This window comes from Cohnella terricola, assembly GCF_007786475.1.
Lineage (GTDB): Bacteria > Bacillota > Bacilli > Paenibacillales > Paenibacillaceae > Cohnella > Cohnella terricola.
On the sequence record NZ_VNJJ01000003.1, the window covers coordinates 67,863 to 93,175 of the forward strand.

The 25,313-nt window shown below is 52.5% G+C and carries 27 protein-coding genes; 18 read left to right on the forward strand and 9 right to left on the reverse strand.

Features of this window, described 5'->3' with window-relative positions; genetic code table 11:
- Positions 1 to 104 precede the first annotated feature (104 nt).
- The 4 genes from FPZ45_RS05915 to FPZ45_RS05930 all read left to right on the forward strand — a co-directional run bounded on the left by FPZ45_RS05915 (position 105) and on the right by FPZ45_RS05930 (position 3,071).
- Positions 105 to 845, forward strand: coding sequence for a spermidine synthase (locus FPZ45_RS05915; RefSeq protein ID WP_144699416.1), 741 nt, complete (start codon positions 105 to 107; stop codon positions 843 to 845).
- 109 nt (positions 846 to 954) lie between these two features.
- On the forward strand, positions 955 to 1,389 hold the full coding sequence (locus tag FPZ45_RS05920; RefSeq protein WP_144699418.1) for a YciI family protein: 435 nt from the start codon (positions 955 to 957) through the stop codon (positions 1,387 to 1,389).
- Positions 1,390 to 1,430: 41 nt separating this feature from the next.
- A complete protein-coding gene (locus FPZ45_RS05925) occupies positions 1,431 to 2,663 on the forward strand; it encodes an RNA polymerase sigma factor (RefSeq protein ID WP_425456991.1) in 1,233 nt (410 codons plus the stop codon).
- Between the two features lie 12 nt (positions 2,664 to 2,675).
- Positions 2,676 to 3,071: a YciI family protein gene (locus tag FPZ45_RS05930; protein WP_246120365.1), complete on the forward strand. Its 396-nt coding sequence runs from the start codon at positions 2,676 to 2,678 to the stop codon at positions 3,069 to 3,071.
- Positions 3,072 to 3,244: 173 nt separating this feature from the next.
- On the opposite strand, the gene FPZ45_RS05935 is transcribed toward FPZ45_RS05930, so the two are convergent.
- Complete coding sequence (locus FPZ45_RS05935; RefSeq protein ID WP_144699422.1) at positions 3,245 to 3,796, reverse strand: superoxide dismutase family protein; 552 nt, start codon at positions 3,794 to 3,796, stop codon at positions 3,245 to 3,247.
- 209 nt (positions 3,797 to 4,005) lie between these two features.
- Here FPZ45_RS05935 and FPZ45_RS05940 point away from each other — a divergent pair, with 209 nt between their 5' ends.
- The 4 genes from FPZ45_RS05940 to FPZ45_RS05955 all read left to right on the forward strand — a co-directional run bounded on the left by FPZ45_RS05940 (position 4,006) and on the right by FPZ45_RS05955 (position 8,095).
- The gene (locus FPZ45_RS05940) at positions 4,006 to 4,446 is read left to right on the forward strand and encodes a disulfide oxidoreductase (RefSeq protein ID WP_144699424.1); all 441 of its coding nucleotides are present in this window, start codon (positions 4,006 to 4,008) and stop codon (positions 4,444 to 4,446) included.
- Between the two features lie 11 nt (positions 4,447 to 4,457).
- Complete coding sequence (locus FPZ45_RS05945; protein WP_144699425.1) at positions 4,458 to 5,102, forward strand: response regulator; 645 nt, start codon at positions 4,458 to 4,460, stop codon at positions 5,100 to 5,102.
- Positions 5,103 to 5,216: 114 nt separating this feature from the next.
- Entirely contained in the window at positions 5,217 to 7,412 is a 2,196-nt protein-coding gene (locus FPZ45_RS05950; protein WP_144699427.1) for a heavy metal translocating P-type ATPase, read from the forward strand.
- Entirely contained in the window at positions 7,409 to 8,095 is a 687-nt protein-coding gene (locus tag FPZ45_RS05955; protein WP_144699429.1) for a sulfite exporter TauE/SafE family protein, read from the forward strand. Before FPZ45_RS05950 ends, FPZ45_RS05955 begins: the two co-directional genes overlap by 4 nt.
- A 16-nt stretch (positions 8,096 to 8,111) precedes the next feature.
- Here the strand turns inward: FPZ45_RS05955 and FPZ45_RS05960 are convergent, their stop codons facing one another.
- Entirely contained in the window at positions 8,112 to 8,528 is a 417-nt protein-coding gene (locus FPZ45_RS05960) for a FixH family protein (protein ID WP_186438247.1), read from the reverse strand.
- Between the two features lie 216 nt (positions 8,529 to 8,744).
- Between FPZ45_RS05960 and FPZ45_RS05965 the strand changes: the two genes are divergently transcribed.
- Both FPZ45_RS05965 and FPZ45_RS25225 read left to right on the forward strand, forming a co-directional pair.
- Positions 8,745 to 9,143 carry a hypothetical protein gene (locus FPZ45_RS05965; protein WP_144699433.1) on the forward strand — a complete coding sequence of 133 codons (399 nt, stop codon included), beginning with the start codon at positions 8,745 to 8,747 and terminating at the stop codon, positions 9,141 to 9,143.
- A gap of 75 nt (positions 9,144 to 9,218) precedes the next feature.
- On the forward strand, positions 9,219 to 9,371 hold the full coding sequence (locus tag FPZ45_RS25225; protein WP_186438248.1) for a hypothetical protein: 153 nt from the start codon (positions 9,219 to 9,221) through the stop codon (positions 9,369 to 9,371).
- Positions 9,372 to 9,511: 140 nt separating this feature from the next.
- Here FPZ45_RS25225 and FPZ45_RS05970 read toward each other — a convergent pair whose 3' ends face one another.
- From FPZ45_RS05970 to FPZ45_RS05980, 3 genes are all read right to left on the reverse strand, one after another.
- A complete protein-coding gene (locus tag FPZ45_RS05970) occupies positions 9,512 to 9,874 on the reverse strand; it encodes a c-type cytochrome (RefSeq protein WP_186438249.1) in 363 nt (120 codons plus the stop codon).
- Positions 9,875 to 9,897: 23 nt separating this feature from the next.
- Positions 9,898 to 10,533, reverse strand: a complete 636-nt coding sequence (locus FPZ45_RS05975; protein ID WP_144699437.1) for an SCO family protein — start codon at positions 10,531 to 10,533, stop codon at positions 9,898 to 9,900.
- A gap of 236 nt (positions 10,534 to 10,769) precedes the next feature.
- The gene (locus FPZ45_RS05980) at positions 10,770 to 11,210 is read right to left on the reverse strand and encodes a hypothetical protein (RefSeq protein ID WP_144699439.1); all 441 of its coding nucleotides are present in this window, start codon (positions 11,208 to 11,210) and stop codon (positions 10,770 to 10,772) included.
- Positions 11,211 to 11,398: 188 nt separating this feature from the next.
- Between FPZ45_RS05980 and FPZ45_RS05985 the strand changes: the two genes are divergently transcribed.
- The 6 genes from FPZ45_RS05985 (at position 11,399) to FPZ45_RS06010 (ending at position 17,514) form a co-directional block, all read left to right on the forward strand.
- Positions 11,399 to 13,072 (forward strand): ABC1 kinase family protein, encoded by a 1,674-nt coding sequence (locus tag FPZ45_RS05985; RefSeq protein WP_144699441.1) that lies wholly within the window; start codon positions 11,399 to 11,401, stop codon positions 13,070 to 13,072.
- Between the two features lie 151 nt (positions 13,073 to 13,223).
- Positions 13,224 to 13,568, forward strand: coding sequence for a YojF family protein (locus FPZ45_RS05990; RefSeq protein ID WP_144699443.1), 345 nt, complete (start codon positions 13,224 to 13,226; stop codon positions 13,566 to 13,568).
- A 25-nt stretch (positions 13,569 to 13,593) separates the two neighbouring features.
- Positions 13,594 to 14,250: a bacillithiol biosynthesis deacetylase BshB2 gene (bshB2, locus tag FPZ45_RS05995; protein ID WP_144699445.1), complete on the forward strand. Its 657-nt coding sequence runs from the start codon at positions 13,594 to 13,596 to the stop codon at positions 14,248 to 14,250.
- A 184-nt stretch (positions 14,251 to 14,434) separates the two neighbouring features.
- Positions 14,435 to 16,033: an FMN-binding glutamate synthase family protein gene (locus FPZ45_RS06000; RefSeq protein ID WP_144699447.1), complete on the forward strand. Its 1,599-nt coding sequence runs from the start codon at positions 14,435 to 14,437 to the stop codon at positions 16,031 to 16,033.
- Positions 16,030 to 16,470: a hypothetical protein gene (locus FPZ45_RS06005; RefSeq protein ID WP_144699449.1), complete on the forward strand. Its 441-nt coding sequence runs from the start codon at positions 16,030 to 16,032 to the stop codon at positions 16,468 to 16,470. Before FPZ45_RS06000 ends, FPZ45_RS06005 begins: the two co-directional genes overlap by 4 nt.
- A gap of 126 nt (positions 16,471 to 16,596) precedes the next feature.
- Positions 16,597 to 17,514 carry an aldo/keto reductase gene (locus tag FPZ45_RS06010; RefSeq protein WP_144699451.1) on the forward strand — a complete coding sequence of 306 codons (918 nt, stop codon included), beginning with the start codon at positions 16,597 to 16,599 and terminating at the stop codon, positions 17,512 to 17,514.
- A gap of 56 nt (positions 17,515 to 17,570) precedes the next feature.
- On the opposite strand, the gene FPZ45_RS06015 is transcribed toward FPZ45_RS06010, so the two are convergent.
- From FPZ45_RS06015 to FPZ45_RS06030, 4 genes are read right to left on the reverse strand one after another with little or no spacing between them, the layout of a single operon-like run.
- Positions 17,571 to 18,683 (reverse strand): GerAB/ArcD/ProY family transporter, encoded by a 1,113-nt coding sequence (locus FPZ45_RS06015; RefSeq protein ID WP_144699453.1) that lies wholly within the window; start codon positions 18,681 to 18,683, stop codon positions 17,571 to 17,573.
- A gap of 19 nt (positions 18,684 to 18,702) precedes the next feature.
- Positions 18,703 to 18,951, reverse strand: coding sequence for a hypothetical protein (locus FPZ45_RS06020; protein ID WP_144699455.1), 249 nt, complete (start codon positions 18,949 to 18,951; stop codon positions 18,703 to 18,705).
- Between the two features lie 14 nt (positions 18,952 to 18,965).
- Entirely contained in the window at positions 18,966 to 20,123 is a 1,158-nt protein-coding gene (locus tag FPZ45_RS06025; protein ID WP_246120340.1) for a Ger(x)C family spore germination protein, read from the reverse strand.
- Positions 20,120 to 21,616, reverse strand: a complete 1,497-nt coding sequence (locus tag FPZ45_RS06030; RefSeq protein ID WP_144699457.1) for a spore germination protein — start codon at positions 21,614 to 21,616, stop codon at positions 20,120 to 20,122. The genes FPZ45_RS06025 and FPZ45_RS06030 overlap by 4 nt, the downstream gene beginning before the upstream one ends.
- A 187-nt stretch (positions 21,617 to 21,803) precedes the next feature.
- On the opposite strand from FPZ45_RS06030, the gene FPZ45_RS06035 reads away from it, so the two are divergent.
- Positions 21,804 to 23,336, forward strand: coding sequence for a bacteriocin maturation protein (locus FPZ45_RS06035; protein ID WP_144699459.1), 1,533 nt, complete (start codon positions 21,804 to 21,806; stop codon positions 23,334 to 23,336).
- On the forward strand, positions 23,333 to 25,231 hold the full coding sequence (locus FPZ45_RS06040) for a TOMM precursor leader peptide-binding protein (RefSeq protein WP_144699461.1): 1,899 nt from the start codon (positions 23,333 to 23,335) through the stop codon (positions 25,229 to 25,231). Before FPZ45_RS06035 ends, FPZ45_RS06040 begins: the two co-directional genes overlap by 4 nt.
- Positions 25,232 to 25,313: the final 82 nt, after the last annotated feature.

Below are 25,313 nucleotides of genomic sequence, written 5' to 3' on the forward strand. Positions count from 1 at the left end.
GAAAATTTACACTTATTTATTTCAGTGGACATCCCTGCTTATCAAGCTGGGTTTTGTTGTATGATTAAAGGGAAGAAATGGATGAACTTGGAGGAATATCGGAGATGAGCATTCTCGAAACGGTAACAAGCCCTTATAACGACATCACCGTTTACGAGACGAATATGATCGACGGATTAACGGGTAGATATCGATGTTTGCGTTTTGCGGACGATGCCGTGCAGGGAGCGCTGGACTTGAAAAATCGTCAACGTGTCGTTCTCGGTTACCAACGGGCAATCATCGGTTTGATGGAGACGCTAGAGCCGTCGTTCGAGAACGCGTTCGTCATCGGACACGGTATCGGCACGATCGCAGATTTTTTCCGGGACAGAACCGTTAAGACGGCGGAAATCGACGAAGCTATCGTAGAGCTAAGCCGAAAATACTTTCACAGCCGTGCGGATTTCGTCGCAATCGGAGACGGTAGGCAGCTACTCGGGGAAGAACTGCCGGGAACGCTTGATTTTATTATTTTGGACGCTTTTACGGACAAAGGGACTCCGCTGCATCTGATGAGCTCCGGTTTTTTCCAACTGGCAGCGCAGAAGCTGAACCCTGGCGGGGCGATCCTGTTTAACGCCATGGGTAAGCCGAAGAACGATCGGCTCGTCGATGCGATCCATACAACAATTCGCAAGTCGTTTGCTTACGTTAAAGTTTTTTCGTTGCCGGTCGAAAAAGAAACCGATATCCGCAACATGATCTTCGTGGGTAGCGACAAGCCTTTGGCTCTCCGGGTCAAGGATGTACCGGGGTTGCATGAGGTCGTTCCGGGAGAAGGGCACCTTATTCAAGATCATTGACGAAAATATTTAATATTTTTCAACCGATTGTCGATTATGCCCAAATTCGTTCGTTGTATTCATTGAAACGGATAAATGAAGCTTCGTTATCTAAAAGGAGGAAAACATAATGAGATTTATGATGGTCGTCAAAGCGACAACGGATTCGGAGGCGGGGGTAATGCCCAGCCTTGAACTGCTCAGCGCGATGCAGAAGTATAACGAGGAATTGGCGAAGGCCGGCGTGCTTCTCGCCGCTGACGGGCTGCACCCGAGTTCGGGCGGAATCCGGTTTTCATATCCGGAGCCGGGCGGGAAACCGAAGGTGACGGACGGACCTTTTACGGAAGCAAAAGAAATCATTGCGGGATATACGCTGATCGAAGTGAAATCGCGGGAAGAAGCGATCGAATGGGCGCTGCGCATGCCGGACCCTCATGGTTTCGGGCAAGGCGAAATCGAGCTCAGGCAAGTGTTCGAGGCCGAGGATCTGACGGACGATCCCGAAGCGCTGGCGAACGAAGCGGCGTTGCGCAAGCGGGTTGAGGAGCAGAAAAGAACGTGAGCTTGGCGGACAGCCGACGTACGATCGATACGATCTGGCGAATGGAGTCGGCTAAGCTGATCGCAGGATTAACGCGTATGGTGCGGGACGTCGGTCTGGCGGAAGATTTGGCGCATGATGCTCTGGTCGTCGCTCTCGAGCGATGGCCGGAGACCGGCATTCCGGACAAACCCGGAGCTTGGCTGATGACGACCGCGAAACGGCGAGCGATCGATTACCTCCGCAGGAACAAGTTGCGAGACCGCAAGTATGAAGAACTTTCTAGAAACATCGATTTATATACGGAGGAAGACAACGAAAGGGCGGCAGCCGAAGGGGAAGTCGGTGACGATCTTCTTCGCTTGATCTTTATGACTTGTCATCCGAAGCTGTCTCAGGAAGCCCGTGTCGCACTGACGCTTCGCCTGTTATGCGGGCTGACGACGGAGGAGATCGCTCGTTCGTTTCTTGCCGCCGAAGCGACGGTTGCGCAGCGGATCGTACGGGCGAAGAAAACGCTAAGTGCGGAGAAGGTGCCTTTCGAAGTTCCCGAAGGGGAAGATCTTCGGGAACGAATGTCCTCGGTTTTGGAAGTGATCTACCTGATGTTTAACGAAGGCTATTCCGCCACTGCGGGAGATCGCTGGACACGGCCGTTGCTCTGCCAAGAGGCGCTTAGGCTGGGGCGAGTGCTGGCTGAGATTGTTCCCGACGAACCGGAAGCTCATGGATTGGTCGCCCTCTTGGAAATTCAATCTTCGCGATTGAAAGCTCGCATCGGTCCTGAAGGGGAACCCATTCTTCTGATGGATCAAAATCGTGCGCAGTGGGACCGATTGTTGATCCGACGCGGATTGGCGGCGCTGGAACGCTGCCGGAAGCTGGGGCGTCCACTTGGTCCGTACGCATTGCAGGCGGCGATCGCGGCTTGCCATGCTCAGGCACCCGCGGCGGCAGATACCGATTGGGTTCGCATAGCGGCTCTATACGAAGCTTTATCCAGGATTACGCCTTCTCCGATCGTCGAATTAAATAAAGCGGTGGCGATCTCGATGGCCTTTGGACCGGAATTCGCGCTACAGATCGTCGACGAACTGATCTCCGTTCCGGCTCTGCAGGACTATCACCTGTTCCCGAGCGTTCGCGGGGATCTCTTGGCTAAGCTGGGGCGCCATAAGGAAGCTCAAGCGGAGTTCGAACGCGCGGCGTCGATGACCCGCAATGCCCGCGAGCGGGAGCTTATGCAGAACAGAGCCGCGGAATGCGAAGCTCAAGCTGCGATAGGAGGAGATTGATCAGTGCGATTTATGTTGATTGTGAAGGCGACGGGATTTACGGAGGCAGGTGTAAAGACTAGTCTGGAATACGATGAAGCATTGAGCACATATAAGCAGTCCCTGTCCAGAGCGGGAATGCTGCTAGCCGAGGAAAAACTGCAACCGAGCTTTAGTGGATTCTCGATATCGTATCCGTCCCATGGCGAAGCCCCGGAGATTCGGTCTGGACCTTTTTCTCTTGAGAGAGACATCATAGCTGGATTCTCGCTAATCGATGCGAGATCGGAGGAGGAAGCCCTTGAATGGGCGCTTCGCATGCCCGTGCCGGAGGGCAGGGGGAAGTTTGAGCTCGAAATTAGAAGGTTTGAAGAGCATCCGGAATTGTTGCACGGCCCCGGATTGGGTTTTACGGGAATAGAAGCCTAAATATAAAGGAGCGAATAACGATGAACCAGGAAGTGACTGATTTTATCGAAGCGTTAGCGGAACCTTGGCAACAGGAGCCCCCTGTGATCGCCATTGAAGCGATTCTTACAGTTATATATTTATGAAAAGGCGATACAGGATGCCCCTGAATCGCCTTTTTTTGATGGACAGCTCTAGAGAATCGGACCGCAAGCAATACGGGCTCCGGAATTACCGGACGGATCAGTCACGTAATCGTCTGCTTTCTCATGAATCATGAGCGACGTCCCACCCGAGTGCAACAAAGAGTTAGGCATCCCGCGCTCGAGCGTGACCGTTTTGCTTTCCAAATCCGTGTTAACAGTGCCATCCTTTGCAACCTCGATATTCAGCAAATCGCCCGAATGGAAACCTTTCGGATTGTTGAAGCCATGCTGCTTATGAAACGGGTTCAAATGCGCCCCCGCAGATTCGAAGCTCGGAGGATCGCATTTGCCGACTTCATGGAAGTGGATTCCGTGAACGCCCGGAGGCAAGTTTTTCGCTTCGAGATGGATGCGGACCGCACCGGGTTTTTGCGTCAATGTCGCATTCCCGATTTGTTCCCCTTTGGTGTTGATAATGGTGACGTTGATCTGCGTCTCTTTCGAGCTTGCTTCCGCTTTTGCGTCAACGAGGCCGGCTCCGCCCGCGATGATGACAAACCCTAGCAATCCCGAATAGACCGACGTCCATTTCTTTTTCATATTGCTGTTCAGCCTCCTGGTAGTTCTTCTTGCGCAACAACCTTCATAGCATCGCCATTTAACGGCAAAAAGAAACGTATTTCCGATTTCAAAAAGACGACACCATCAATGGCTCCTTCGAGTCATTTCACGGCTTGTTCCTCTGCGGTATAGTGGTGTAACGACCGTTTGCGGGGCTTCGACATTAACCAACGAAAGAGAGGGATTAGATGAAAAGTTCTAACCGGAAAAACCCGTGGCTGTTCAATGCCTGGGCGGTATCCGTCGTCGCTACCCTTGGCAGCTTGTATTTGAGCGAATATTTGCATTTTACGCCTTGCAGTTTGTGCTGGTTTCAGCGGATATTCATGTATCCTCTCACGATTCTGCTCGGAATCGCGTCCGCTCGTGATCGCATCGATATTGTCCCCTATGCGATTCCGCTAGCGGTTGTTGGGGGCGGTTTCTCGGCCTACCATATTCTACTTCAAGAGATGCCGCATGACAGCTTCTCCTCATCGTGCGGACCTACTTCATGCATGGAGGATGTGCTCAACGCATTTGGCTTCTTGACCGTGCCGATGCTGGCTCTGACGGCGTTCGCAATGATCGTTTTCTCGTTGATCCGGGCCAAGCAAACTGATAACCGCGATTCATTCAATCGAAAGTGAGGGATCTTCTCATGCAACCGATCCGGGTTCTAATCGTTGATGATCATAACCATGCCAGAGAAGGGATAAGAATGATCCTTTCCTCTGATCCGAATTTCGAAGTCGTGGCGGAAGCTAACAGTGGTCGGGAAGCGATCAGATTAACCGAAGAAAACATGCCGGATCTCATTCTGATGGATATTCACATGAAAGAAATGAACGGCCTGGAAGCGACCAAAACGATCAAAGCGCGCTTTCCGTACGTCAAGATTGTTATGGTCACGGTTTCCGACGATATCGCACATTTGTTTGAGGCACTGAAGAAAGGCGCACAGGGTTATCTGCTCAAGAACTTGAACCCGTCCGCTTGGCATGAATACCTGAAGGCGGTCATTATCGACGAAGCGCCTCTATCTCGCGAGCTTGCCCATCGCATTCTACTCGAGTTTAACCGTAAAGAAGCGCCGATCTCCGCCGACACCCCGTTAACGGTCCGCGAGCAGGAAATTCTCCGTTGGGTTGCTAAAGGCGATTCCAATCGCGAAATCGCGACGAGGCTCGATATTTCGGAGCATACGGTCAAAAATCACCTCAAGAACATTCTTCATAAGCTGCATCTGGATAATCGCGTTCAATTGACTAGGTATGCCTACGAACAAGGTTTCTTCCCCTATTGAATTGGAGTCTTGCGCAGGCAATGCCGCGATTCGGCGATTCTGATCCGTAGCAGCTTCTCATATGGTAGAGGAGGACAGGCAAGACACGACTCTTCGAACAGGTGGGGATGCCGCTTGGATACGCTGAGACTGCAAGTTCAGGGGATGACTTGCGCGGCGTGCGCCGTGCGCATAGAGAAGGGGCTGCGTCGGTTGGAAGGCGTGCAACAGGCGACTGTTAACATGGCGACCGCGCAGGCCTATGTGCAATATGATCCGCAATTGGCCGGCGAAACGGCCATTCGCCGGAAGATCGAGCAACTTGGCTACGGAACTGCCGGCAAGGAAGCCACTCCGCACGAAGCTTACGAATCCGAAATCCGCTCTTTGCGGAGCAGATTCCTGCTGTCGCTTGCGCTTTCGTTTCCGCTCTTATGGGGAATGCTCGCGCATTACCCGGGTTTGCACTTCGTTTGGATTCCCCACATTTTGCATTCCCCCTTTCTTCAATGGGGATTGGCGTCGGCATTGCAATTTTACGTTGGATACTCGTTCTATTACGGAGCTTATCAATCGCTGAAGCTGCGCAGCGCAAATATGGATACACTCGTCGCGCTTAGCACTTCCGTTGCTTATTTTTACAGCCATTATTTGTTATTCGCCTCTTCCTTCACGGTTTCACATGAACATCTTTACTTCGATACGGTTGCCATGATTATTACGGTTGTCCTACTCGGCAAATTTCTCGAAGCCAAAGCGAAAGGCAGGGCGCTGAAAGACCTTAACGAGCTGTATGGTTTACAGATTCGTTTTGTTCGCGTGAAGAAAAGAAATGCAGAGGACTGGATTCCGACAGAAGCGTTGCGCCAAGGCGATCAGGTCGTTGTACTTGCAGGAGAATGGATATCGGCCGACGGTAAAGTGGTCTCGGGCGCCGCCGAAGTCGATGAAGCCTTGTTGACGGGAGAGAGCATGCCCATCTTGAAGACGTCTGGGGATGAAGCATACAGCGGGACACGATGCCTGAACGGTTCTTTGATCATTCGTGCTGAATGCGCCGCTTCGGAAACCCGTTTATCCCGCATGATCGCGATGGTTGAGGAAGCGCAGAGCCTCAAGCCGACGATCGCCCGCAAGGTTGACAAAGCCGCCGCGATCTTCGTTCCGCTTATGGTGCTGTGCGCGGCGATCACTTACGCTGCATGGTCGCTCATTCCGGAAGCTCCCGCTCCCGCCGCGGCTATCCGTTACGCACTGGCGGTTCTGCTTATTGCCTGTCCGTGCGCGCTCGGGTTGGCGGCCCCCGTATCGATCTTGATCGCGACCGCGTTATCCGCCAAGCAAGGCATTCTTTTCAAGAACGGAAGCGCGATGGAGTCACTCGCGAAGGTCGACCGCATTCTGTTCGACAAAACCGGTACGTTAACCGAAGGGAAGCCGGTCCTAACGTCGATTCAACCCGTTAGGCATACGAAAAGCTATTTATTGAGAATGGCCGCCGCGATTGAAAGGCATTCCGCGCATCCGCTAGGGCAGGCGATTGCTCTGTCAGCGGAACAACAACGAATCTTGTTCCCGGAGGCGAAGGAGTTGCTGGAAGTTCCCGGCGGAGGCATGCAAGGCGTCGTCGAAGGCAAGCTTGTCCGAGTAGGGCATCCCAAGTGGATTCAAGCAGATTCGTCATATGAAAAATCCGCTCCGTCCGTCCGTGCTTCGGAATCCGGGGAAACGGCTCTGTACATTTCCATTGATCATCGCCCGGCGGGAACCTTTGTCTTATCTGATATGATCAGAAGCGATGCGTTCGCCGTCATTGAACGGCTGAAGAGGAACGCTTCACTCGGCATGGTGACCGGGGACCAATCGCTGCCTGCGAATGTGATCGCGCGGCAATCGGGAATCGAAGAAGTCTACTCCGCTTGCAGTCCGGATCGCAAAGCGGAGATCGTGAACGAGTATCGACGGAACGGGAATGTTGTCGCATTCGTGGGCGACGGCAACAACGACGCTGCCGCGCTCGCATCGGCTAACGTCGGAATCGCGATGAGCGGTGGAGCGGGAGCAGCCATGGAGACCGGCGATGTCGTTCTGACCCGCAATAGATTGACGGGAATCGCCGACGCCATAGAGATTAGTAAACAAGCGTTAAAAAATATTAGGCAAAATATCGGGTTCGCGATCGGGTACAACGTATTGGCCGTTCCGCTGGCCGCGTTCGGATTCTTGGATCCCCGAATCGCCTGCATGGGAATGACCGCAAGTTCGATCTTTGTGGTCACCAATGCGCTTCGGCTTCGGCGTACGGCTACGGCGGGGAGAGAACCGAAGTGACCGTTACGGGACAAAGCATGCTTATTGTCGTCCTGGCCGGATTAATGGGAGCTCCGCATTGTCTAATTATGTGCGGCGGAATCTCGACGTCGTTTATGTTAAACGCGAAAAAGAAACCGTATCATTCCGCGTTCGCCTATCATGCTGGCAGGATCACGACATATACCTTCACAGGTCTCATCATGGGGATTGTCGGTTCTTTTATGAATATCGCGGGGAGTTTCGTCGGCGTGCAAAGCATCGCGAGCATGCTCGGAGGTGTACTGATCATTGCCTGGACCTACTGGCGCTATACTTTACCGTACCAGCATCTCTGGTGGCCTTCAAGCGGAGGGACGAATCGCTTCTTGGCCCGGCTTAAGGACAAACATGAATTCATCGGGACTTATATTTCCGGAATCATGCTCGGGTTTCTGCCATGCGGACTCACATACGCGATGCAGATGAATGCCGCGGCATCGGGCTCATGGGCGCAAGGAGCGATCACGTTGTTTCTGTTCGGCTGTTCAACTCTTCCGATCTTTATCGCGATCGCGTTGTTCGCCGGGCGGCTAAGTCGTACGCAACGCAAAGGAATGAGATCAGCAGGAATGATATTGGCCTACGCAATGGGCTTTCTGTCTCTAATGAAGGGAGCGGCCGCCAACGGCTGGGTGCCGAGTATTCATCCGTGGCTTTGGTAATATGAATATCGCTTCTTTATTTCGCGGTAAACACATGAGCTGCATGCAAAGTAGAGCTCTTGGCTGTTACGGCGATTTCCGCATTCCACTTGCCGGACATCACGGGAATGCCGGACAAGCGATATTCCCCGCTTGAAGTTTCCGTAACTTCGACGGGAATTTTGCCGCAGAACATACTTGGCATGACGAGATAGGCATTAATGTCAGCATGTTCTAACGGCAATCCTTGCGCGTCGGTTAGCGTCAGAAGAAAAACGTTTTCGCGCATAACCGTCGCTAAAGGCTTACTGGACCGAATATCGAGCCGCAGCTCTTCGTTGCTTGCGGATGAGCTCATATTCGCTTCTCCGTTCGCCGTACGGTTCATCCATCCTACCCCTATTGCGATTAGAATCACAACGGAACAGGCTAGCGCAGCGAGCTTTTTGGACATTTTACCCCTTCTTCCGCCCGATGATCGTTTTTTATGTATATACGCAATACCTCGCCCGCATTCCGGAACCGTTCGAGCGCCGGGCTGCTTTCGCATGCACAAAACCGTTGAACTGTCACAAGAATGCCATGGAAGTAGCCCAAACGAGTTATGTAATAGGAAAAGCTTTAATCTAGAATATTAGGGAGAAGAAGTTGATGGAAGTGGAGTGAGAAGATGAGAAAAACGTTTATGGGTTTGTTTCTGGTATTGGTTTTAACGGCGCTGATCGTGACCGGCTGTTCTTCATCCCCTCAAGCCGGGGATCAGGATCCCAAGAATATTAAGGTCGAACTGACCACTGAACCCGCGCCTGCACGTGTCGGAGAGGAAACGAAACTGGTGGCGACGATTACGGGTTTGCTGGACGAGAAAAACACGACGGTGCAATTCGAAATCCGCCAGTCGGACAACAAAGGCTTGCCCGAACTGATCGAGGAAGTCGATTATTCGGGAAGCGGACATTATTCGGCGAATTTCGTGTTCAAAGAGAGTGTGAAGTATGACGTCTACATTCACATTTACAACGGCGAACTGCACGTCACGAAGAAAAAACCGGTGGAAGTAGCCTCATGATCGCTCGCTGTCGCCCGATCCTGAGCGTAGGGGAATGGTAAACTGTCGGGATGAACGGGGCAGGATCGGTTTTCGTTGGCTGCAACGGTCTGCGAGACCGTAAGAATGCCCAAGGACGGGGTTTTAGCGGCTGTAAAGGTCTGCGGGACCGTTAGAATGTCCGAGTATGGGGTTTCGTCGGCTGTAACGGTCTGTGGGACCGTTAGAGTGCCCGATTGGCGGCTGTAAGGGTCTGCCAGGCCGTTAGAATGCCAGAGGACGGGGTTTTGGCGGCTGCAGGATAATTCTACCTAATAGGCATATTCGGATGGTTTGCAAAAGGGGCTGAACTTTAGGTTCAACCCCTTTTTCGTTGTGCTTTTCCGCACTTACTGATGCGAAGCAAGCCACGTCACGATCGTGACCAGCTCGTCCTCCGTCAAACGCGACTGAAATGCCGGCATTCCGCCTCCGCCGCTGGAGATTTTCTTGAAGAGCTGTTCCTTAGTCATCGTTCCACCGATATGTGCAAGTTCCGGACCGACCGCTCCTTGCAACTGATCGCCGTGGCAAGCGATGCACATACTCTGGTAAATCCGTTCCGACTCGGCCGTGTCGACGGGCCTGTCCGGCACCGTAAACTTCGCGCCTTTGGAGGTGGTTTCTTCTTTATGCGGCAGTCCCGTACTTAATAAGTATACGGCGAACACGCAGGCCAGACACACCAGGAAGGCCATCATTCTTTTGGTCATATCAGTTTTCCTCCTATTGGCCATTACCTCTCGCTTTCCGACAACAGGGAAGCGATATCGGCTATGATCTCTTCATTATCCATTTCATCGCCCATCTTATACACTTTGCGGATGCGTTGATCGGCGTCGATCAAGTTGAGCGACGTCACCGTATGGACGAATTGCCCGTCACCCATATTTTGCACCGTTACTCCATACTTAGACGCGATCTCTATCGTTTGTTTTTCTTCACCCCGCCATAAGTCCCAACCTGAGAAATCGATGTTCATTCTCTGCGCGTATTTACGCAATACTTCCGGCGTATCCTGCTCAGGATCGAACGTTATGGAAACAAACCGAACCCGATCGCCGAATAGACCCTTTTCTTTAAATTGTTCTTGAAGCTTGGACATCTTGTAGGTCGTCAGCGGACAAATATCGGGGCAACTTGTGAACATGAATTCCAGCAAAACGATCTTGCCCTTATTCTGGCTAGCTTTCACGGTCTGACCATCCAAATTCTCGATCTCGAAATCCGGAGCGGGCTTAACGACTGGGAGGGCGGATTCACCAGGTAAAGAACGGAATATGAAGTATCCGGCTAACCCAACCACGACAGTCAATAAAACGACAGGAAAAAAATACTTTCCGGATTGGCGCTTGACGGAGTCTGAGGCCATAATTTACACCACCTTCCTTGATGAAGTTCCTCAATCTGCGCATGCGTTCACTCCACACTCGCACGAGCATTCCCTTCGAGTATAAACACTCTCTTACGATGGCTAAATGGCTCGGAATGGCTACTCGCGCTTGCTTTTATGGCAGAATTATGAAACCTGGATGGGCGCATACGTACGGAACGCCACGAAAACCGATAGGGCCCTCCGGATCGTCGAGATCCGAAGGGCCCTATCGGTTACGTTTTTCCACCTCCGAACATAGGCATAATCGTTCTGACCATCCCCATGCCCATTCTCACGGCAGGCCAAGCTTTGCTAAAGAACTGCATGAAACCACCTATACCGCCTAGACCGCCGAGTAGTCCGCCGCCGCCTGGCTGAGCTCCGGCAGCGGCTCCTCCGGCGCCAATCCCTCCGGCCCCGATTCCTCCAGCTCCCCCCAACAGGGAACCTAATCCGAATAGACCAGATACGTTGGCTTTCTTCGAAACGCGTCTCGAGCGCGAGAGAGCAGGCCGGTACTTTCCTTTGGCTTGATAACCGGATAGAACGAGTTGTCCGTTCTCCACGCCTTGAATTCGTCCAACATAATAGTTCCCGTTCTTCAATACGACGCAGACGGGACGGCCCGTCATGGCGATGACCTGCTTTCGAGTCAACGCTTGATTTTTGTGCATGATGCGACCTCCTTTCCGATCGTCACCATTCAGCATATTCGAACAAAAGCCGCTTCTCTTGTACCCTTAACCACGGACAAGCCGAATTCCCGACCAGGCCGATCGCGGATGAAACGCAAGTTTTAGTCGCATCATGATAAAGACGAAAAAGCAGGAACGATGCGGCGGTATGGGAAGGGGGGGCGCCTATGAACGCCAAAAAAAGGCTGAGGCAATTGCGGAGGTATCGGTCGATCGCCGCCGCTTTCGCGCGCAACGGGTTCGGGTACGTCTCCCGCGATATGGGGCTAACCGATAAACTCCCGTTTTATCGTGGCGAAGAAAGGGAAGGAAAACAGGCCGGCAGCATCGGGAAACGAATACGCCTGCTGCTGGAGGAACTGGGTCCTACGTTCGTCAAGCTTGGCCAGATTGCTGGCACCCGCCGAGACCTGCTTCCGGAGGATATTGTGGCGGAACTGGAACGCCTTCAGGATGAAGTTGCCGAATTCCCGTATGAACAGGCCGCCAAGATTATCGAAGAAGAATTGGGAGCTTCCTTAGGCGAGCTGTTCCTTCGATTTGCCGAAACTCCAGTGGCTGCAGCGTCGATCGGACAAGTGTATCGCGCCGCGCTTAAGGACGGGACCGAAGTGGCCGTGAAGGTGCAACGCCCGAATGTCCGCGCCGTAATCGAAACCGATCTGGATATTCTGGAAGAGTGGGCGAATCTGGCCGAGAGCCGGTTGGAATGGGCAAGGAATTACCGGCTCCGCGATATCGTGGACGAGCTCGGTAAAGCTCTGCGAGCCGAATTGGATTACGGGACGGAGGCCAGGAATGCAGAACGGTTCGCGGTACAATGCCGAGAGCTGAACAGCGTTCGCGTTCCCGGCGTGTACTGGGACTACTCCACGAAACGCGTATTGACGATGGATTACATAGAAGGGATCAAATTGTCCGATCACGCACGGCTGGATCGAGCCGGTTTGAACAGACGCAAGATCGCCGAGAAGTTCGCCGAGACGATCTTGCACCAGGTGCTCGTTGAAGGTTTTTTCCATGGGGATCCTCATCCCGGCAACGTGCTTGCTCAGCCGGACAGCGGCATTGCGCTCCTTGATTTCGGCATGGCTGGGCGCTTGTCTCCGGAAATGAAGAAACATTTCGCATCGTTCGTCATCGCCCTGCGCAAACAAAGCACTAGGGGCGTACTTCGAGCGATCTCCAACATGGGCGTCGTGCCCAAAGACGCGGACATGGGATTGCTTTATGCCGACGTAGAGGATATGAGGGAGAAATATTATCGGATGCCTCTCGCCCGGGTAAGCATCGGGGAAGCCGTGCACGACCTGTTTGCCGTCGCGTTCCGCCATCGCATCCGCATTCCGACGGAACTGACTTTGCTCGGGAAGACGCTGCTTACGACGGAGGCGGTCGTCACCGCGCTCGACCCGACCTTCAGCATTATGGATGTGGCAGAGCCGGTGGGTAGAAAACTGTTCTTCGATCGGCTAGATCCTCGCGAAACGCTGAAGAACTGGTCAGATGAGCTCCCCGAGTATTTTGATTTGTTCAACGATGTTACAATCGGCTTAAAACAGCTTGCCCAGATGTTGAGGCAAGGAAAATTAAGGGTCGAGACGGTTGCACCCCAGGCCGACGCGGCGATGAAAAGATTGGATCGCATCAGCAATCGCTTGTCGTTCAGTATCGTGCTGCTTTCTCTGAGTATCGTCATGCTCGGATTAATCATCGGTGCGGCAATTAGCCACGCGAAGTCTCCCCTGTGGCGGATTCCTGTCATCGAGATCGGGTTGGGCGTCTCTTTATTGATGTTTTTATGGCTGCTGCATTCCATTTTCCGTTCCGGCCGCTTTTGAACGCTGCCAGTCGGATCCCCGTTGCCGCGCGGCGCGAGAAGCCCGCTCGAGGCAATGGGGATTTTTTTCGCGTGTATGTATGTTAAAATAAAGCTCACAAACGCAATTCCCGTCCCATGGACGGAGATGCGGGAATGATGGAGGGAAGCCCATGCAGCTTATCGATACATCGGTCGTGCAACAAATGATCGACCGTTTGGCCAATCAGAAGCTTTATATTCATCTTGAGATGACAACGGGCGCTTACGCCGCTCATTACGACAGCTCCAAACATCCTGCCGCTACTTTTATATCTAATGCGGTCGTCGAATATTCCCAAGGGTCGATCTCGGGAAGCGGCCCTTACCGTGTAGGCTTAAAGATGAATCAGGGGTGGGTTTATTCCGAAGGGCTGACGCATTACGAAGACGAAGAGAGCGAGCGGCTTATCCTGGCAGGTCACGACAGTCAGGGCAAATTGGTCGTCGCCTTGCAATTAAGCCGGGAACCCTTCTAAACCGAACGAGGAGATGAGAGAATCCATGGAAAGACGCATACTAGTAATTCTGCCTCATCCGGACGACGAGGCTTTCGGTTTGTCGGGTACGCTTGCCAAACATATCAGCGAAGGGGCGCAAGTGACGTACGCATGCCTAACGCTCGGGGAGATGGGCAGGAATATGGGGATTCCGCCGTTCGCCACCCGGGTAACGCTGCCGACCATTCGCAAGAAAGAGTTGGAAGAGTCCTGCCGTGCGATCGGAATACAAGATTTGCGATTGCTCGGTTTTCACGATAAAACGATAGAATTCGAAGATCAAGGGCGGTTAGAAGCCCGAATCGAAGATTTGGTGAACGAAGTGAATCCTTCGTTGATCGTGACCTTCTATCCGGGGTACAGCGTACATCCCGATCACGATGCGTGCGGGGCGGCGGTCATTCGCACCGTCGGCAGAATTCCCCAGGACCGGCGGCCGCCCGTTCATTGCATTGCCTTTTCCAACAACCATGAACAGTATATTGGAAAACCCGATATCATTAATGATGTTAAACATTTCTTGAAACAGAAGATTGCTTCTATTCAAGCTCATCGTTCTCAATTTCAAGCGGCGGAATTGCTAGGACGCGGCGAAATGAAAGACAGAGAATTTCAAGAACGGTTCGGCACGGAACGGTTCTGGACGTATCCCTTTGACTAAATAAATGTCATCATTCTAGGATCGCCGCATGGTTGCGGTTCACTGAAGCACGCACACAAAACCCGCACCCCGTATAAGGGATGCGGGTTTTGTGTAGCTAGCCCCGGGAAGATAGCATTGCAAGTCCCATTCCACTATACTTGAACATAATGGAAGCTTATTTGCAGTCGGAAGGAGAACTACGATGCTCAATCACGTCCTGCTCATCTCTCTGCTCGTGATCGTCGTTTTGCCTGTACTCGCTTTTTTCGCCTATATGTACTTGTTGTCCAAGAAACCAAAACATTCGATTATTCGGTCGCATCCTTTTCTCGGCTGGGTGAGATATTTGCTGGAGAAATTGGGGCCGGAGTTCCGCCAATATTGGTTCGATAACGATACGGAAGGCAAACCGTTCTCGCGAGCCGACTTCGTCGGAATCGTGTATGCGGCGAAATACAGGACGGATCTGATCTCGTTCGGCGGCAGGAGGGACTACGAGAAGCCCGGCTTCTACTTATCCAACGCGATGTTCCCGACGCTGACCAGCGAGCTTAAAGTAGACAACGAACGAAGCATTCCCGGCAAAAAATATGTGATTACGGACGAAGGTTTATTTACCCGGAAGGAAAAATTCGTGGAAGAGCAAGTCAAGCCTTGGCTGCTCTTAGACGAGGACGTCATCGTCGTCGGGGAGAACCGCAGGTTTCCTTGGCGGCTGAAAGGCATGTTCGGGGCATCGGCGACTTCCTACGGCGCTGTAGGCGAGCACTACATACAATCTACCGGAACCGGAGCGTTCATGGCGGGCGGTTCCTGGATCAATACCGGCGAAGGCGGAGTAGCCGACGTGCATCTGGCTACGGGAGCCGATATTGTCTCACAAATCGGGCCGGGCATGTTCGGCTTTCGCGACGATTCCGGCCGATTCTCGATCGAGGAATACAAGCGTAAAGCCGAACTGCCGAATATTAAAGCGTTCGAATTAAAGTTTCACCAAGGCGCGAAAATACGCGGAGGGCATCTGGAAGGCTCAAAAGTGACAGAGAAAGTCGCAGCAGCCCGTCTTGTGCCGGTCGGCAAAACGGTGAATTCGCCGAACCGCTTCGAATTTCTGACCAGTCCGGAGGAAGCGCTCCGTTTCATCGGCACGTTGCAGGAAGAAGGCGGCAAGCCAGTGGGCATCAAGATCGTCGTTGGTGACCCGAAACGTCTTGAGCCTTTATTCCGGGCAATGATCGATCTCGATATTTATCCGGATTTCATTACGGTGGATGGGTCCGAAGGCGGATCCGGCGCGACCTTTAAAGCAATGGCGGACGGGATGGGGCTGCCGCTTTTCTCAGCACTTATAATTCTCGACGATGCCGCCAGGAAGTTCGGCGTGCGCGACCGCTTCAAAATATTCGCATCCGGCAAGCTGATCACGCCCGACAAAGTTGCGATCGCCATGGCGCTCGGAGCGGACTGCGTAAACTCTGCTCGCGGCTTTATGATGGCTAACGGCTGCATCATGGCGATGCAGTGCCATACCGGCAAATGTCCGACCGGAATTACGACGACGGATTTCAAATTCCAAGAGGCGCTTGCCCCAGAAGAGAAGATGTGGCGCGTCATGAACTATATTTTGCAGCTTAGAGAAGGGGTGTTCTCGCTAGCGGCCGCTTGCGGATTGGATAGCCCACGGGAATTCGGAAGAGAGCACGTCGTCTTCGCGAATGAGAATGGCCAAAGTATGAGAATCGTCGATTTATTCCCATATCCGGAGAACGGTCGGCGCGAGAGTCAGGGGGAGAGTCTATGAGGGCAAAACGATGGGCGATCGCCGCTCTGCTTGCCGTTCTTTTGACCGGATGCGTCCGCAACGAGGCGCCCGGCGGAACCGCAAACAGCGCGGCCGTACATATGGACGATCAGCGTGAGCAATTGCTAAAAAAGTTTCAAGGCACGTGGATTAACGAGGAAGATCCTCAGTTTATCCTCGAATTAAAAGGCAACGTGGAGACGACCGGTATCGATCAATCGGAGCAATTGACGGAGTCGGAATTCGAAATCGTGGAATTCGATGCAGAAGCCAAGTACATCGTCGTGCAAGGCCTTAGTCAGGACCTCAACGAAGGCCCGGACGCGGAGAAAAAGGCCTACACGAGCAAGCTCCAATTAGAAGGGGACGGGAACTCGCTACTCTATACGTATGATTATCTCAACACGAATGTCGAGAGCCATTGGCAAAAAAAATAGGTGGGCACAAAAGCCCCTAGTTTTCTTGAAATCTACCGTTCGATTATGGGACAATGAAGGAGAATTCGGTCAAATGCAATGACGATCGAATCTCAAGGTTACACGACGGAGGGATGATATCAATTTATGAAAACGATCAAACTGGGCACCAGTTCGCTTGAAGTACCGGTACTTGCTGTTGGCTGCATGCGCATTAATTCGCTGGACAAGCAAGGCGCGGAGAGATTCATTCGTACGTCGATGGAACAAGGAGCTAATTTCTTCGATCATGCGGATATTTACGGCGATGGCGCATGCGAAGAAATATTTGCAGACGCGATCGACATGAACGCCAACCTCCGCAGCCAGATGATTCTGCAATCCAAGTGCGGTATCCGCAAAGGTATGTTCGATTTCTCCAAAGAACATATTCTGAATTCGGTCGATGGCATCTTGAAACGGCTGAAAACCGACTATTTGGACGTTCTGCTGCTGCACCGTCCGGATGCGCTCGTCGAACCGGAAGAAATAGCCGAAGCGTTCGATAAGCTTGAAAGCTCGGGCAAGGTTCGCCACTTCGGCGTATCCAACCAAAAACCGATGCAGATCGAACTGCTGAAGAAGTTCGTCAAGCAACCGCTCGTCGCGAACCAACTGCAGCTAAGCATCACGAACGCGAACATGATTACGAACGGCTTTAACGTAAATATGGAGAACTCGTCGGCGACGGACCGCGACGGCAGCATTCTGGATTATTGTCGTCTCCACGACATTACGGTTCAGCCATGGTCTCCGTTCCAATACGGATTCTTCGAAGGCGTATTCCTGGACAACGACAAGTTCCCCGAACTGAACAAGAAGATCGACGAGATCGCCGCAAAGCATAGCGTGAGCAATACGACGATCGCGATCGCCTGGCTCCTGCGTCACCCGGCCCGGATGCAGCCGGTTACGGGAACGATGAACATCGAGCGGCTCATCGATTGCTGCAAAGCAAGCGATGTCGAGCTGTCCCGCGAAGATTGGTATGAAATTCTGCGCGCGGCGGGCAACGTTCTACCTTAATAAGCCGATACAAATAAAGGGAGGGGTAACCCTTCCTTTTTTTCATGCGATAATTCCTATCCGTCGCCGTTCATCTTCCTACCGCGGCGGCGCAATAATGCCGCAACAATCAACAACAGCATCGGGCATACATAGGCGACGTTATTGAGCAACGGCCAAGTTGTATTGACGATTTCTTCAAGCGTCGCTTCGTTCGTATACGTGGTAAGAGATAGAAGCAGGCAAACGAACGCGACGGGAAAAACGATCAGGCGTTCGTTGCTCAGCTTTAGCAGGTGCGACACCGATCGCACGAGAATAAAGAGCAGGATCGAAGCTTTGAAATAAAAGCCGACGATCAGCGAGAAGCCGATCACGGACTCGATTCTCTCAATGGTTTCCCGAATAAAGATCAGCCGCGCCAGTTGATATAACGAATACTTAAGATCGCCGGATAACGGTCCCAGCACCATAATGCTGCATATGATCGATAGGAGCAACGTCGCCCCGTTCGCGGCTAGTCCGAAATAAAGATGTTTCCGTACGTTCGGCGCATCCTTGGGCCGAATGCAAGGCAGGATAATCGCAAAAACGACCAGCTCGGCATACGGAAATCCGTAGGCGATATATGCGGCATGGAATATCGGGCCGATCCCGCTCGGGACAATGGGGAGAAGATATTCCACGTGATAGAGGTTTGCGACCAGAACGCATACGAGAAAGATGAATCCGAACATTAAAATGAGCAAAAGCGGGGCCATTCGGGCGATCGCTTCGATTCCGGCGCGCACGGTTAAAGCGATCGTGACAAATAGCAGGGCATTCACGGCGTAGGTGGGCGATTCTTTTAACATCGTGGTTTTGAAGAAAGCTCCGATCTCGATCACGATCCCGGCAACGTGCCAGAACATCACGCAAACGAACGGAATAAACAGCAGAACGGTCCAGCCTCTGCCAAGCAGCGAACCGCTGTATTCGATCAGGGATTGATGCGGAAAGCGGCGATACAAATAAAGAATGCCTGTTAGCAAAAGCATTCCCAAGATTAAGGCGATAAGAAGCGAGATCCATGCCGCGTTCCCGGCAACGTTCGTTAAGGGAGCGGGGATAATTACGATGGAGGAGCCGGTCAAATAAAAAAGGAACAGAATGGTCATCTGGACGGAACTGATTTGTTCTTGCTTGTTCATGGGTTCCTCCCGATCGAATTCATGACGAGGAAGCCGTCGGATTCAGCCAGCTGACGATCCGTTTGGCCGGCCCCGTGAACAGGTTGAATAGCGTATCCAGGTTAGGCCATCGCTTCTCCGTTACAAACAAAAAGCCGAGATAAAATATACACACCAGCAATCCGCCATAAACCGCGCGTTCCTTGAAGCGAGCCTGTCCAAAAGCCGAGACGTCGCAGACGAGCATGGCGAAGGCCAAAGCAGCGAAGCATACGAGTTTTGCAAACACGGTTATTTCTCCTTTTACCCGAAAGGCGTTCCGACGTTCATGCCGGTATTTAATACTTGGACGTTTACCCGGATATCGTATCTGCTTTGGGCGAACCGTTCGTCCCAATTAGGCTCAAGACGTTTCCACTGCTGGAGGTTTCTTCTGTACAATCGATCGCCGATGCCGATCACGTCCAACTTCTGCGCTTTAAAGATCGAGATCGCGTGTTCCAGCCGCGCTTGGACTTGATCGGCGATCCTGCGCTCGAACCGCTTCGTGTCTTCCACCGATTTCAGGCGGGAGCACCGCAATTCCCCGATCGTGCCTTTGATTTCGATTTTGACCCCGACCGTTACGTCGTTGCCGTTGACTCGTGGACCGAGGTTGCTTTTGAAAGAGACTACCTCGAGCGACTCCTTGTTGTTCACTTGTCCCTGGGCGCTGCCCATGCATGGAAATTCGAGTATCCCGCTTTGATATTTGTCGACCAGCATGAGGTAAGCTTCCGTGTCTTTTTCCTCCAAGATATGAACCAACTTGCTCCCCTTAATCACCGCGATCCGGGAAACGATCGCTTCTTTGCCCGAGGGAGATTTATGGATATACGGAATATCGGAGGTGTTCGAGGGACTTTTCAAATGAATGGCCAATTCGTAGAGCGGGATATTGGATGTTTTGGCGGAATAGAGAGCGCCGTTCGATTCCATTTTCTTGTATTGTTGGCCGATTGTCTGTTCGATAAACGGCTTAATTTTTAAGTAGTCTTCCGCCGAGCCTTCTGTTACTAGCGGAAGTACGGTTCCGCGCGGCTCGTGATCTCTCGAGAAATAGTCGAGGATTTCTCGAATATTTTGCGTCCTGGCTAATCTTTCGCCGATCAGAATGACGCGCATATGGTCCCATTTCGCTTTGCGTCCGAACCTCGTCGGGATATCCCGAATCGCTTCGAAGATCGTATCTCCGCTCGTGCGGATATTGATGCCTTTTGCCGAGGATTTCGATCCTCCACTCATCTCAGTTTTGCCGGATGGGTTGTAGAAATGGGTCGTGAGCTGGATCTGATCTGCCTCCGTACGATCGATGGCCACCGCTTGCACAAACCCGTACTCGTCCAGTTCATGATTATCCCAGCATCCGGCCGTAAGCAGCATCGTCCATACCGCTGCGAGAATCGCGGCAACCGGCTTCACTTGTTTTCATTCCCTTCCGGACTCTGTTGGGACACTCTGCGAAGCAGCACCCGGCGCGGCAGCACGACAAGCGTATGTCGCAAGCGGCTAAGGTCAAGGGGAGATACGGCGGCCAAATAGGGCTGCCCGAGCGGGCGCAAAGTCGCCAGATGCAGATAGACCAGTATAATCCCGACCATAATCCCCAGACCTCCGAAAGTCGCCGCAATGAACATTAGCGGGAATCTGAGAATTCGCAGCGCGATCGCCATATTGTATTGCGGAAGCGCGAAAGAGGCGATCCCCGTTAAGGCGACGACGATAACCATGACGGGCGAAGCGATCTGTGATTGAATGGCGGCTTGTCCGATGACAAGAGCTCCGACGATGCTAACGGCGGAACCGATCGGGCGCGGCAGGCGAATTCCGGCTTCTCTAAGCAACTCGAAGAAAAACTCCATTATGAGCGCTTCGACCATGGCCGGAAAAGGAATACCCTCCCGCGTGTTCAAGATGGCAAGAAGCAGTACGGTTGGAATCAGCTCCGAATGGAAGGTGGACAAAGCGATATAGGTACTCGGCAGCATGAGCGCAATGATAAACGCGGACACCCGAAGCAATCGGATTAACGACGAGAAAACCGTGCGGTAATAATAATCATCGTTGGCCAGGAAAAATTCCAAAAAAACGCCCGGACAAATGATTATCGAAGGGCTTCCGTCTACCATGGCGATGATTTTGCCGTCGAGAAGGGCGGAAACGACCGAATCCGGGCGTTCCGTATAACGGACTTGGGGAAAGGGAGAATATCCCGAGTCTTCGATCCATTCCTCGAGGTAAGACGCCTCAAGTATTTCTTGCCGGTCGATTTTCGCGATCCGCTTGCGGAACTCGTCCAGAATCTCCGGTTTGACCGTTCCCGCCAAATAACCGTAAGCGATCTTGCGGCGGCTGAGCTCTCCCGCCGTCAAATATTCGAATTTCAACTGCGGGGTTTTCAGCAGGTTCCTTAACATGCCGACATTCCGGTCGACGTTCTCGATCGTGCTGATATGAGGTCCTTGCACGCTCGGCTCGGTAATCGGCTCAGATGTCTGGCGCTGCTCAACGTCCTTGGCGGAGTAAGCCAACGCTTTATTCCAATCGTTAAAGAAGATGACGACTTTGCCGTCTAATACGCCGCTGACGGCTTGCCCGAGATTCTCCAACACTTCGACGGCCGGCGCTGCCGCTCCATGATGCTCGAAAAAGAAAGCCACGTCTTCGACCGTAACCGTCGTTGCCGGGCCAAGCTCGTGAGGTACGAGATTTTGCAGCGCGTCTTTCAAGTAGTTATGATGATTCGGTTTAATTAACGTCGTGAAATAAATGGATAACGCCGTTTGATCCCACTTGGGGCCGTAATGCCAACGGAAGATTTCCAGATCGCGGCAATCCACGAAACAAGTTTGCATATATTTAAGGTTTTCTTCCAGCAAAGAAGATACAGCGGCTTGGGAAGAAGTGGACTTCATCTCGTTCGCTCTCCTTCCAATAAAAGGATGCCTATGGCATTGATATCTTTTCCCAGCTCAATGAAATATATTCGGATATATCATGTACGGAGCGAGGAGTACACCCTCGCCTGCTACGGCATATATTGGCCATAGGCGGGCTAACGTCTAGCTTCTGCCTACTTCAGGAGAAGGGTAGGCGTTTCAAATGGTGATGTTGCCGGATGTTGCAGCGGGTAAACAAGATTCGCTAACCGGAATCAAAGTTGCGGCGATCGGGGCGGGAAGCTTCTTGGACTCTCTGGTCGCGGCGTTGATGAAAACCGGATTCGATCAAATCTATACCGTCGTCATCGATTCATCGTCTGAATCCGAACATGTGACGTCATGGCATAAGCTTGTCCGACCTGCGGATTGGATATTGTATGTCAGCCAGCAATTCGATCCGGAAGAAATCCGCGCGATTGACACGGCTTGCAGAGAAGAGGGAAAAAGTCTCCTTGTCGCAACGTATATCGGCCAATTCGGCATCGCGGGTCCAATGGTTCGACCGGACTCCGAAGCAAGCTGGGATTCCGCATGGAGACGATTGCACCGCTCCGCTGTTGGCGAAGATCAGATGGATTCGATCGCCAGCATGGCCGTTCTTCCCATGTTGGCTAATCTTCTCGTAATAGATATGCATAGAGCAATTACGGGATTAACAGAACCTTTATTATCGGACCGAATCTTTATGCTGGATTTGAACACGCTTGAAGGAAGCTATCATTCTCTTATGCCGCGACCGCTAGCTGTTTCGTCCATCGCGATCGAACAAATCGATCCAATTGAGGCTGCGACTCGCCAGAGCAACGATCGGGCTAGCGATTCCGAAGCGTTCATGACCTTCATGCAGCGGATCACGTCGCCCCGAACCGGAATATTGCATCTGTGGGATGAAGGCGATTTGACCCAGCTTCCGATCTCCCAGTGCCGCGCGCAAGCGGCAGATCCGTTGTCGGAAGGGCCTGCGGACTTGCTCCCGCTTATCATCCGATCGGGGCTGACGCATTGGGAAGCCCGTAAAGAAGCCGCATTGGCCGCGATTAAAGATTACGTATCCGTGATGCTGGATCATACGGACTATCCTGGCAAGGCGGATCTAATGGGAAGCATGGAAGTCGGGGCGGGGGAGACGGCAGCAGAAGCCGTGCATCGCGGTCTGTCGAAATGTTTGGAGAAGCTGCTGCGAACAAGAAAGTCCGAAGGGGAGCTGGCCATCGTTAAAGCAGAAAGTGGCCACGTCGAAGATAGTCGCTGCCGCTTTTATTTAAAGGCATTAAAGACGATGCAACATGATCTTTCGTTCGGATTAGGGGAGGAATTGTTCGGTCTTCCGGTCATCTGGGCGGGCACGCGCGACGGATGGTACGGCAGCCCGGGGATAAACAAAACGGCGGCAATCCGATCGGCGCTGCAGCAGATACTACACATTGCGCAGAATCCATTTTTAAAGCCGCTTCTGCAATATGGGGATCAAATCGACCTCTTGATCAAGCAGGCGCCCTCGGCGGTACCGCAGATCATCGACGCGTTATCGGAAAACGCCGATTTGACCGAGGATCTGACAGAAGCATTCCGTATATTAAAACGCAATGGCGCGAGAGTTGTGATTTATCGTATAACTGTCGAGCCTGATTTGAATTCTTTACCGGGTTATCTGTATGGCATCATGCTCGAAAAGGAGGCACCGCCGGTATGAGTGAAGTCGTGGCGATCATCGGCAACGGCAAATTAGCCCAAACGGTCGGCGAATTATTATCTGAATACGTAACGGTCGCGCGACTGAACGGATTCGACAACGGGATTCCCGAATCGGTGCGATTGGTGCTCGCGCTCTCCGACGAGTGGCGTCCCCGCGAGTATGAACAGATCGAGTCGGAAATGCGCCGAATCGGTCTTCCTTGGCTGCGGGGCTGCCTCATTCACGACGAGGGCGTGGTCGGACCGTTGGTCCAACCTGGCAAGCCCGGTTGCTCGCAATGCGCGGAGCTAAGGAGCAATACGGCCGGACGGGATCGCGAACAGAACCTTGAAATTCAAATGTCACTATTGCTGCATGGCACGGTACCTCCAATGTCGTCGGTTTCTTGGTTCGGCATCGAGCAGACAAGCTGCTTGATTGCGGCGGAAGTTTGGAGGATGCTTCATGGGAAACCCGTTCAAACGGTGCATGCGGTGTACTTCGTTAATCTCCGGTCGCTGGAAAGCGCGTTGCATCCTTTTGTACCGGACTCTGCATGCCCTTATTGCGGAAATCGGCCGCTTGATTCGGAGGAGAACGCCAAAATCGTCTTGCAGCCGAGTCCCAAGTTGGATGCCGAAGCCTATCGAATCAGATCGCTGGACGGCAAGGTTGATAAGCTGAAGAAAGAATATGTGAATGAACGGACTGGCCTTTTTAACCGGATCTCGATCGATTTACAGTCTCCTTACGCGAACGCCTTCGTGAATCTGCCGGCTCCGGGAGGAGACGAACCGACGGCGGGACGCTCCCATTCTTATGCGCATAGCGTGCTGACCGCGATGCTTGAAGGGCTGGAAAGATATTGCGGCATCTATCCTAGGGGTAAAATAACGACCGTTCACGACTCGTATCGCCGCTTGTCCGATCGGGCGCTTCATCCCGGCGAGACTGGGCTTTATAGCGCGGAACAATATGCCCATGAAGATTTTCCGTTGCGGCCATTCGATCCCGATCGTCCGCTAAATTGGGTGTGGGGTTACTCTATGATGCAAGAACGCCCGATTCTCGTTCCCGAACAATTGGCTTATTACAGCTCGGGTACGGGCGATGCCTTTGTCATCGAGGGTTCGAACGGCTGCGCACTGGGAAGCAGTTTGGAAGAAGCGATATTATATGGCGTTATGGAGGTCGTGGAACGAGATGCGTTTTTAATGGCCTGGTACGCGCGCCATGCGATTCCCAAGCTTGACCCTTATTCGTCCGGGGATGCGGAACTGCAGCTCATGATCGAGCGATTGCAGGCCGTGTCGGGATACGACGTGCACTTATTTAACGCGACGACGGAAAACCGGATTCCCAGCATATGGGCCATTGCCAAAAACAGAACGACAAAAGGGGCTCATCTCTTTTGCGCGGGAGGCGCCCACCTCGACCCGGTCAGAGCCGCGAAGAGCGCGATTCTGGAAACGGCGGGCAATATCGTGTACGCAAGCGAAGAGCTTGCCCGGAACGAAGAAACGCATCGCGCGATGCTGACCGATCCCGATCTTGTCACGCGGATGGAAGATCATGTGTTATTGTATGGAAATCCCGAAGCGGAGGAACGTTTAAGTTTCCTCCTCGATCGGAACGATCCGCCGCGGTCGTTCACTGAAGAGTTCGGGTCGAAGGTATTCAACGCCGATCTGACGGACGACCTTAAAGACGTTCTTAACCGCTTCCGGACGCTGCAATTAGACGTCATTGTAATTGATCAAACAGCACCCGAGATTAGAGGTAACGGACTTTATTGCGTAAAAATTCTCATTCCGGGCATGCTGCCGATGTCTTTCGGACATCGAATGGTCCGTTTATCCGGCTTGAAAAGGGCGCCAACCGAATTGAATCCTTTTCCTCATCCATTTCCTTAACCCCGTTAATAGTCAAGCGCGGAAGTTGGCGAGCATCTGTGTGAATGCACTGACCGTATGTACATCCCCGCATAATTTATCA

What these genes read in the sequence shown, in the direction of transcription:
- FPZ45_RS05930 (WP_246120365.1), top strand. Translation starts at nt 2,676, where the DNA reads ATGTTGATTGTGAAGGCGACGGGATTTACGGAGGCAGGTGTAAAGACT.
- FPZ45_RS06030 (WP_144699457.1), bottom strand. Translation starts at nt 21,616, where the DNA reads ATGAAGTCCACTTCTTCCCAAGCCGCTGTATCTTCTTTGCTGGAAGAA.
- FPZ45_RS06040 (WP_144699461.1), top strand. Translation starts at nt 23,333, where the DNA reads ATGAGTGAAGTCGTGGCGATCATCGGCAACGGCAAATTAGCCCAAACG.
- FPZ45_RS05960 (WP_186438247.1), bottom strand. Translation starts at nt 8,528, where the DNA reads ATGTCCAAAAAGCTCGCTGCGCTAGCCTGTTCCGTTGTGATTCTAATC.
- FPZ45_RS05980 (WP_144699439.1), bottom strand. Translation starts at nt 11,210, where the DNA reads ATGCACAAAAATCAAGCGTTGACTCGAAAGCAGGTCATCGCCATGACG.
- FPZ45_RS06010 (WP_144699451.1), top strand. Translation starts at nt 16,597, where the DNA reads ATGAAAACGATCAAACTGGGCACCAGTTCGCTTGAAGTACCGGTACTT.
- FPZ45_RS05975 (WP_144699437.1), bottom strand. Translation starts at nt 10,533, where the DNA reads ATGGCCTCAGACTCCGTCAAGCGCCAATCCGGAAAGTATTTTTTTCCT.
- FPZ45_RS05985 (WP_144699441.1), top strand. Translation starts at nt 11,399, where the DNA reads ATGAACGCCAAAAAAAGGCTGAGGCAATTGCGGAGGTATCGGTCGATC.
- FPZ45_RS06005 (WP_144699449.1), top strand. Translation starts at nt 16,030, where the DNA reads ATGAGGGCAAAACGATGGGCGATCGCCGCTCTGCTTGCCGTTCTTTTG.
- FPZ45_RS05915 (WP_144699416.1), top strand. Translation starts at nt 105, where the DNA reads ATGAGCATTCTCGAAACGGTAACAAGCCCTTATAACGACATCACCGTT.
- FPZ45_RS05940 (WP_144699424.1), top strand. Translation starts at nt 4,006, where the DNA reads ATGAAAAGTTCTAACCGGAAAAACCCGTGGCTGTTCAATGCCTGGGCG.
- FPZ45_RS06035 (WP_144699459.1), top strand. Translation starts at nt 21,804, where the DNA reads ATGGTGATGTTGCCGGATGTTGCAGCGGGTAAACAAGATTCGCTAACC.
- FPZ45_RS05990 (WP_144699443.1), top strand. Translation starts at nt 13,224, where the DNA reads ATGCAGCTTATCGATACATCGGTCGTGCAACAAATGATCGACCGTTTG.
- bshB2 (WP_144699445.1), top strand. Translation starts at nt 13,594, where the DNA reads ATGGAAAGACGCATACTAGTAATTCTGCCTCATCCGGACGACGAGGCT.
- FPZ45_RS05935 (WP_144699422.1), bottom strand. Translation starts at nt 3,796, where the DNA reads ATGAAAAAGAAATGGACGTCGGTCTATTCGGGATTGCTAGGGTTTGTC.
- FPZ45_RS05970 (WP_186438249.1), bottom strand. Translation starts at nt 9,874, where the DNA reads ATGACCAAAAGAATGATGGCCTTCCTGGTGTGTCTGGCCTGCGTGTTC.
- FPZ45_RS05945 (WP_144699425.1), top strand. Translation starts at nt 4,458, where the DNA reads ATGCAACCGATCCGGGTTCTAATCGTTGATGATCATAACCATGCCAGA.
- FPZ45_RS06015 (WP_144699453.1), bottom strand. Translation starts at nt 18,683, where the DNA reads ATGAACAAGCAAGAACAAATCAGTTCCGTCCAGATGACCATTCTGTTC.
- FPZ45_RS05920 (WP_144699418.1), top strand. Translation starts at nt 955, where the DNA reads ATGAGATTTATGATGGTCGTCAAAGCGACAACGGATTCGGAGGCGGGG.
- FPZ45_RS06000 (WP_144699447.1), top strand. Translation starts at nt 14,435, where the DNA reads ATGCTCAATCACGTCCTGCTCATCTCTCTGCTCGTGATCGTCGTTTTG.
- FPZ45_RS05925 (WP_425456991.1), top strand. Translation starts at nt 1,431, where the DNA reads ATGGAGTCGGCTAAGCTGATCGCAGGATTAACGCGTATGGTGCGGGAC.
- FPZ45_RS05965 (WP_144699433.1), top strand. Translation starts at nt 8,745, where the DNA reads ATGAGAAAAACGTTTATGGGTTTGTTTCTGGTATTGGTTTTAACGGCG.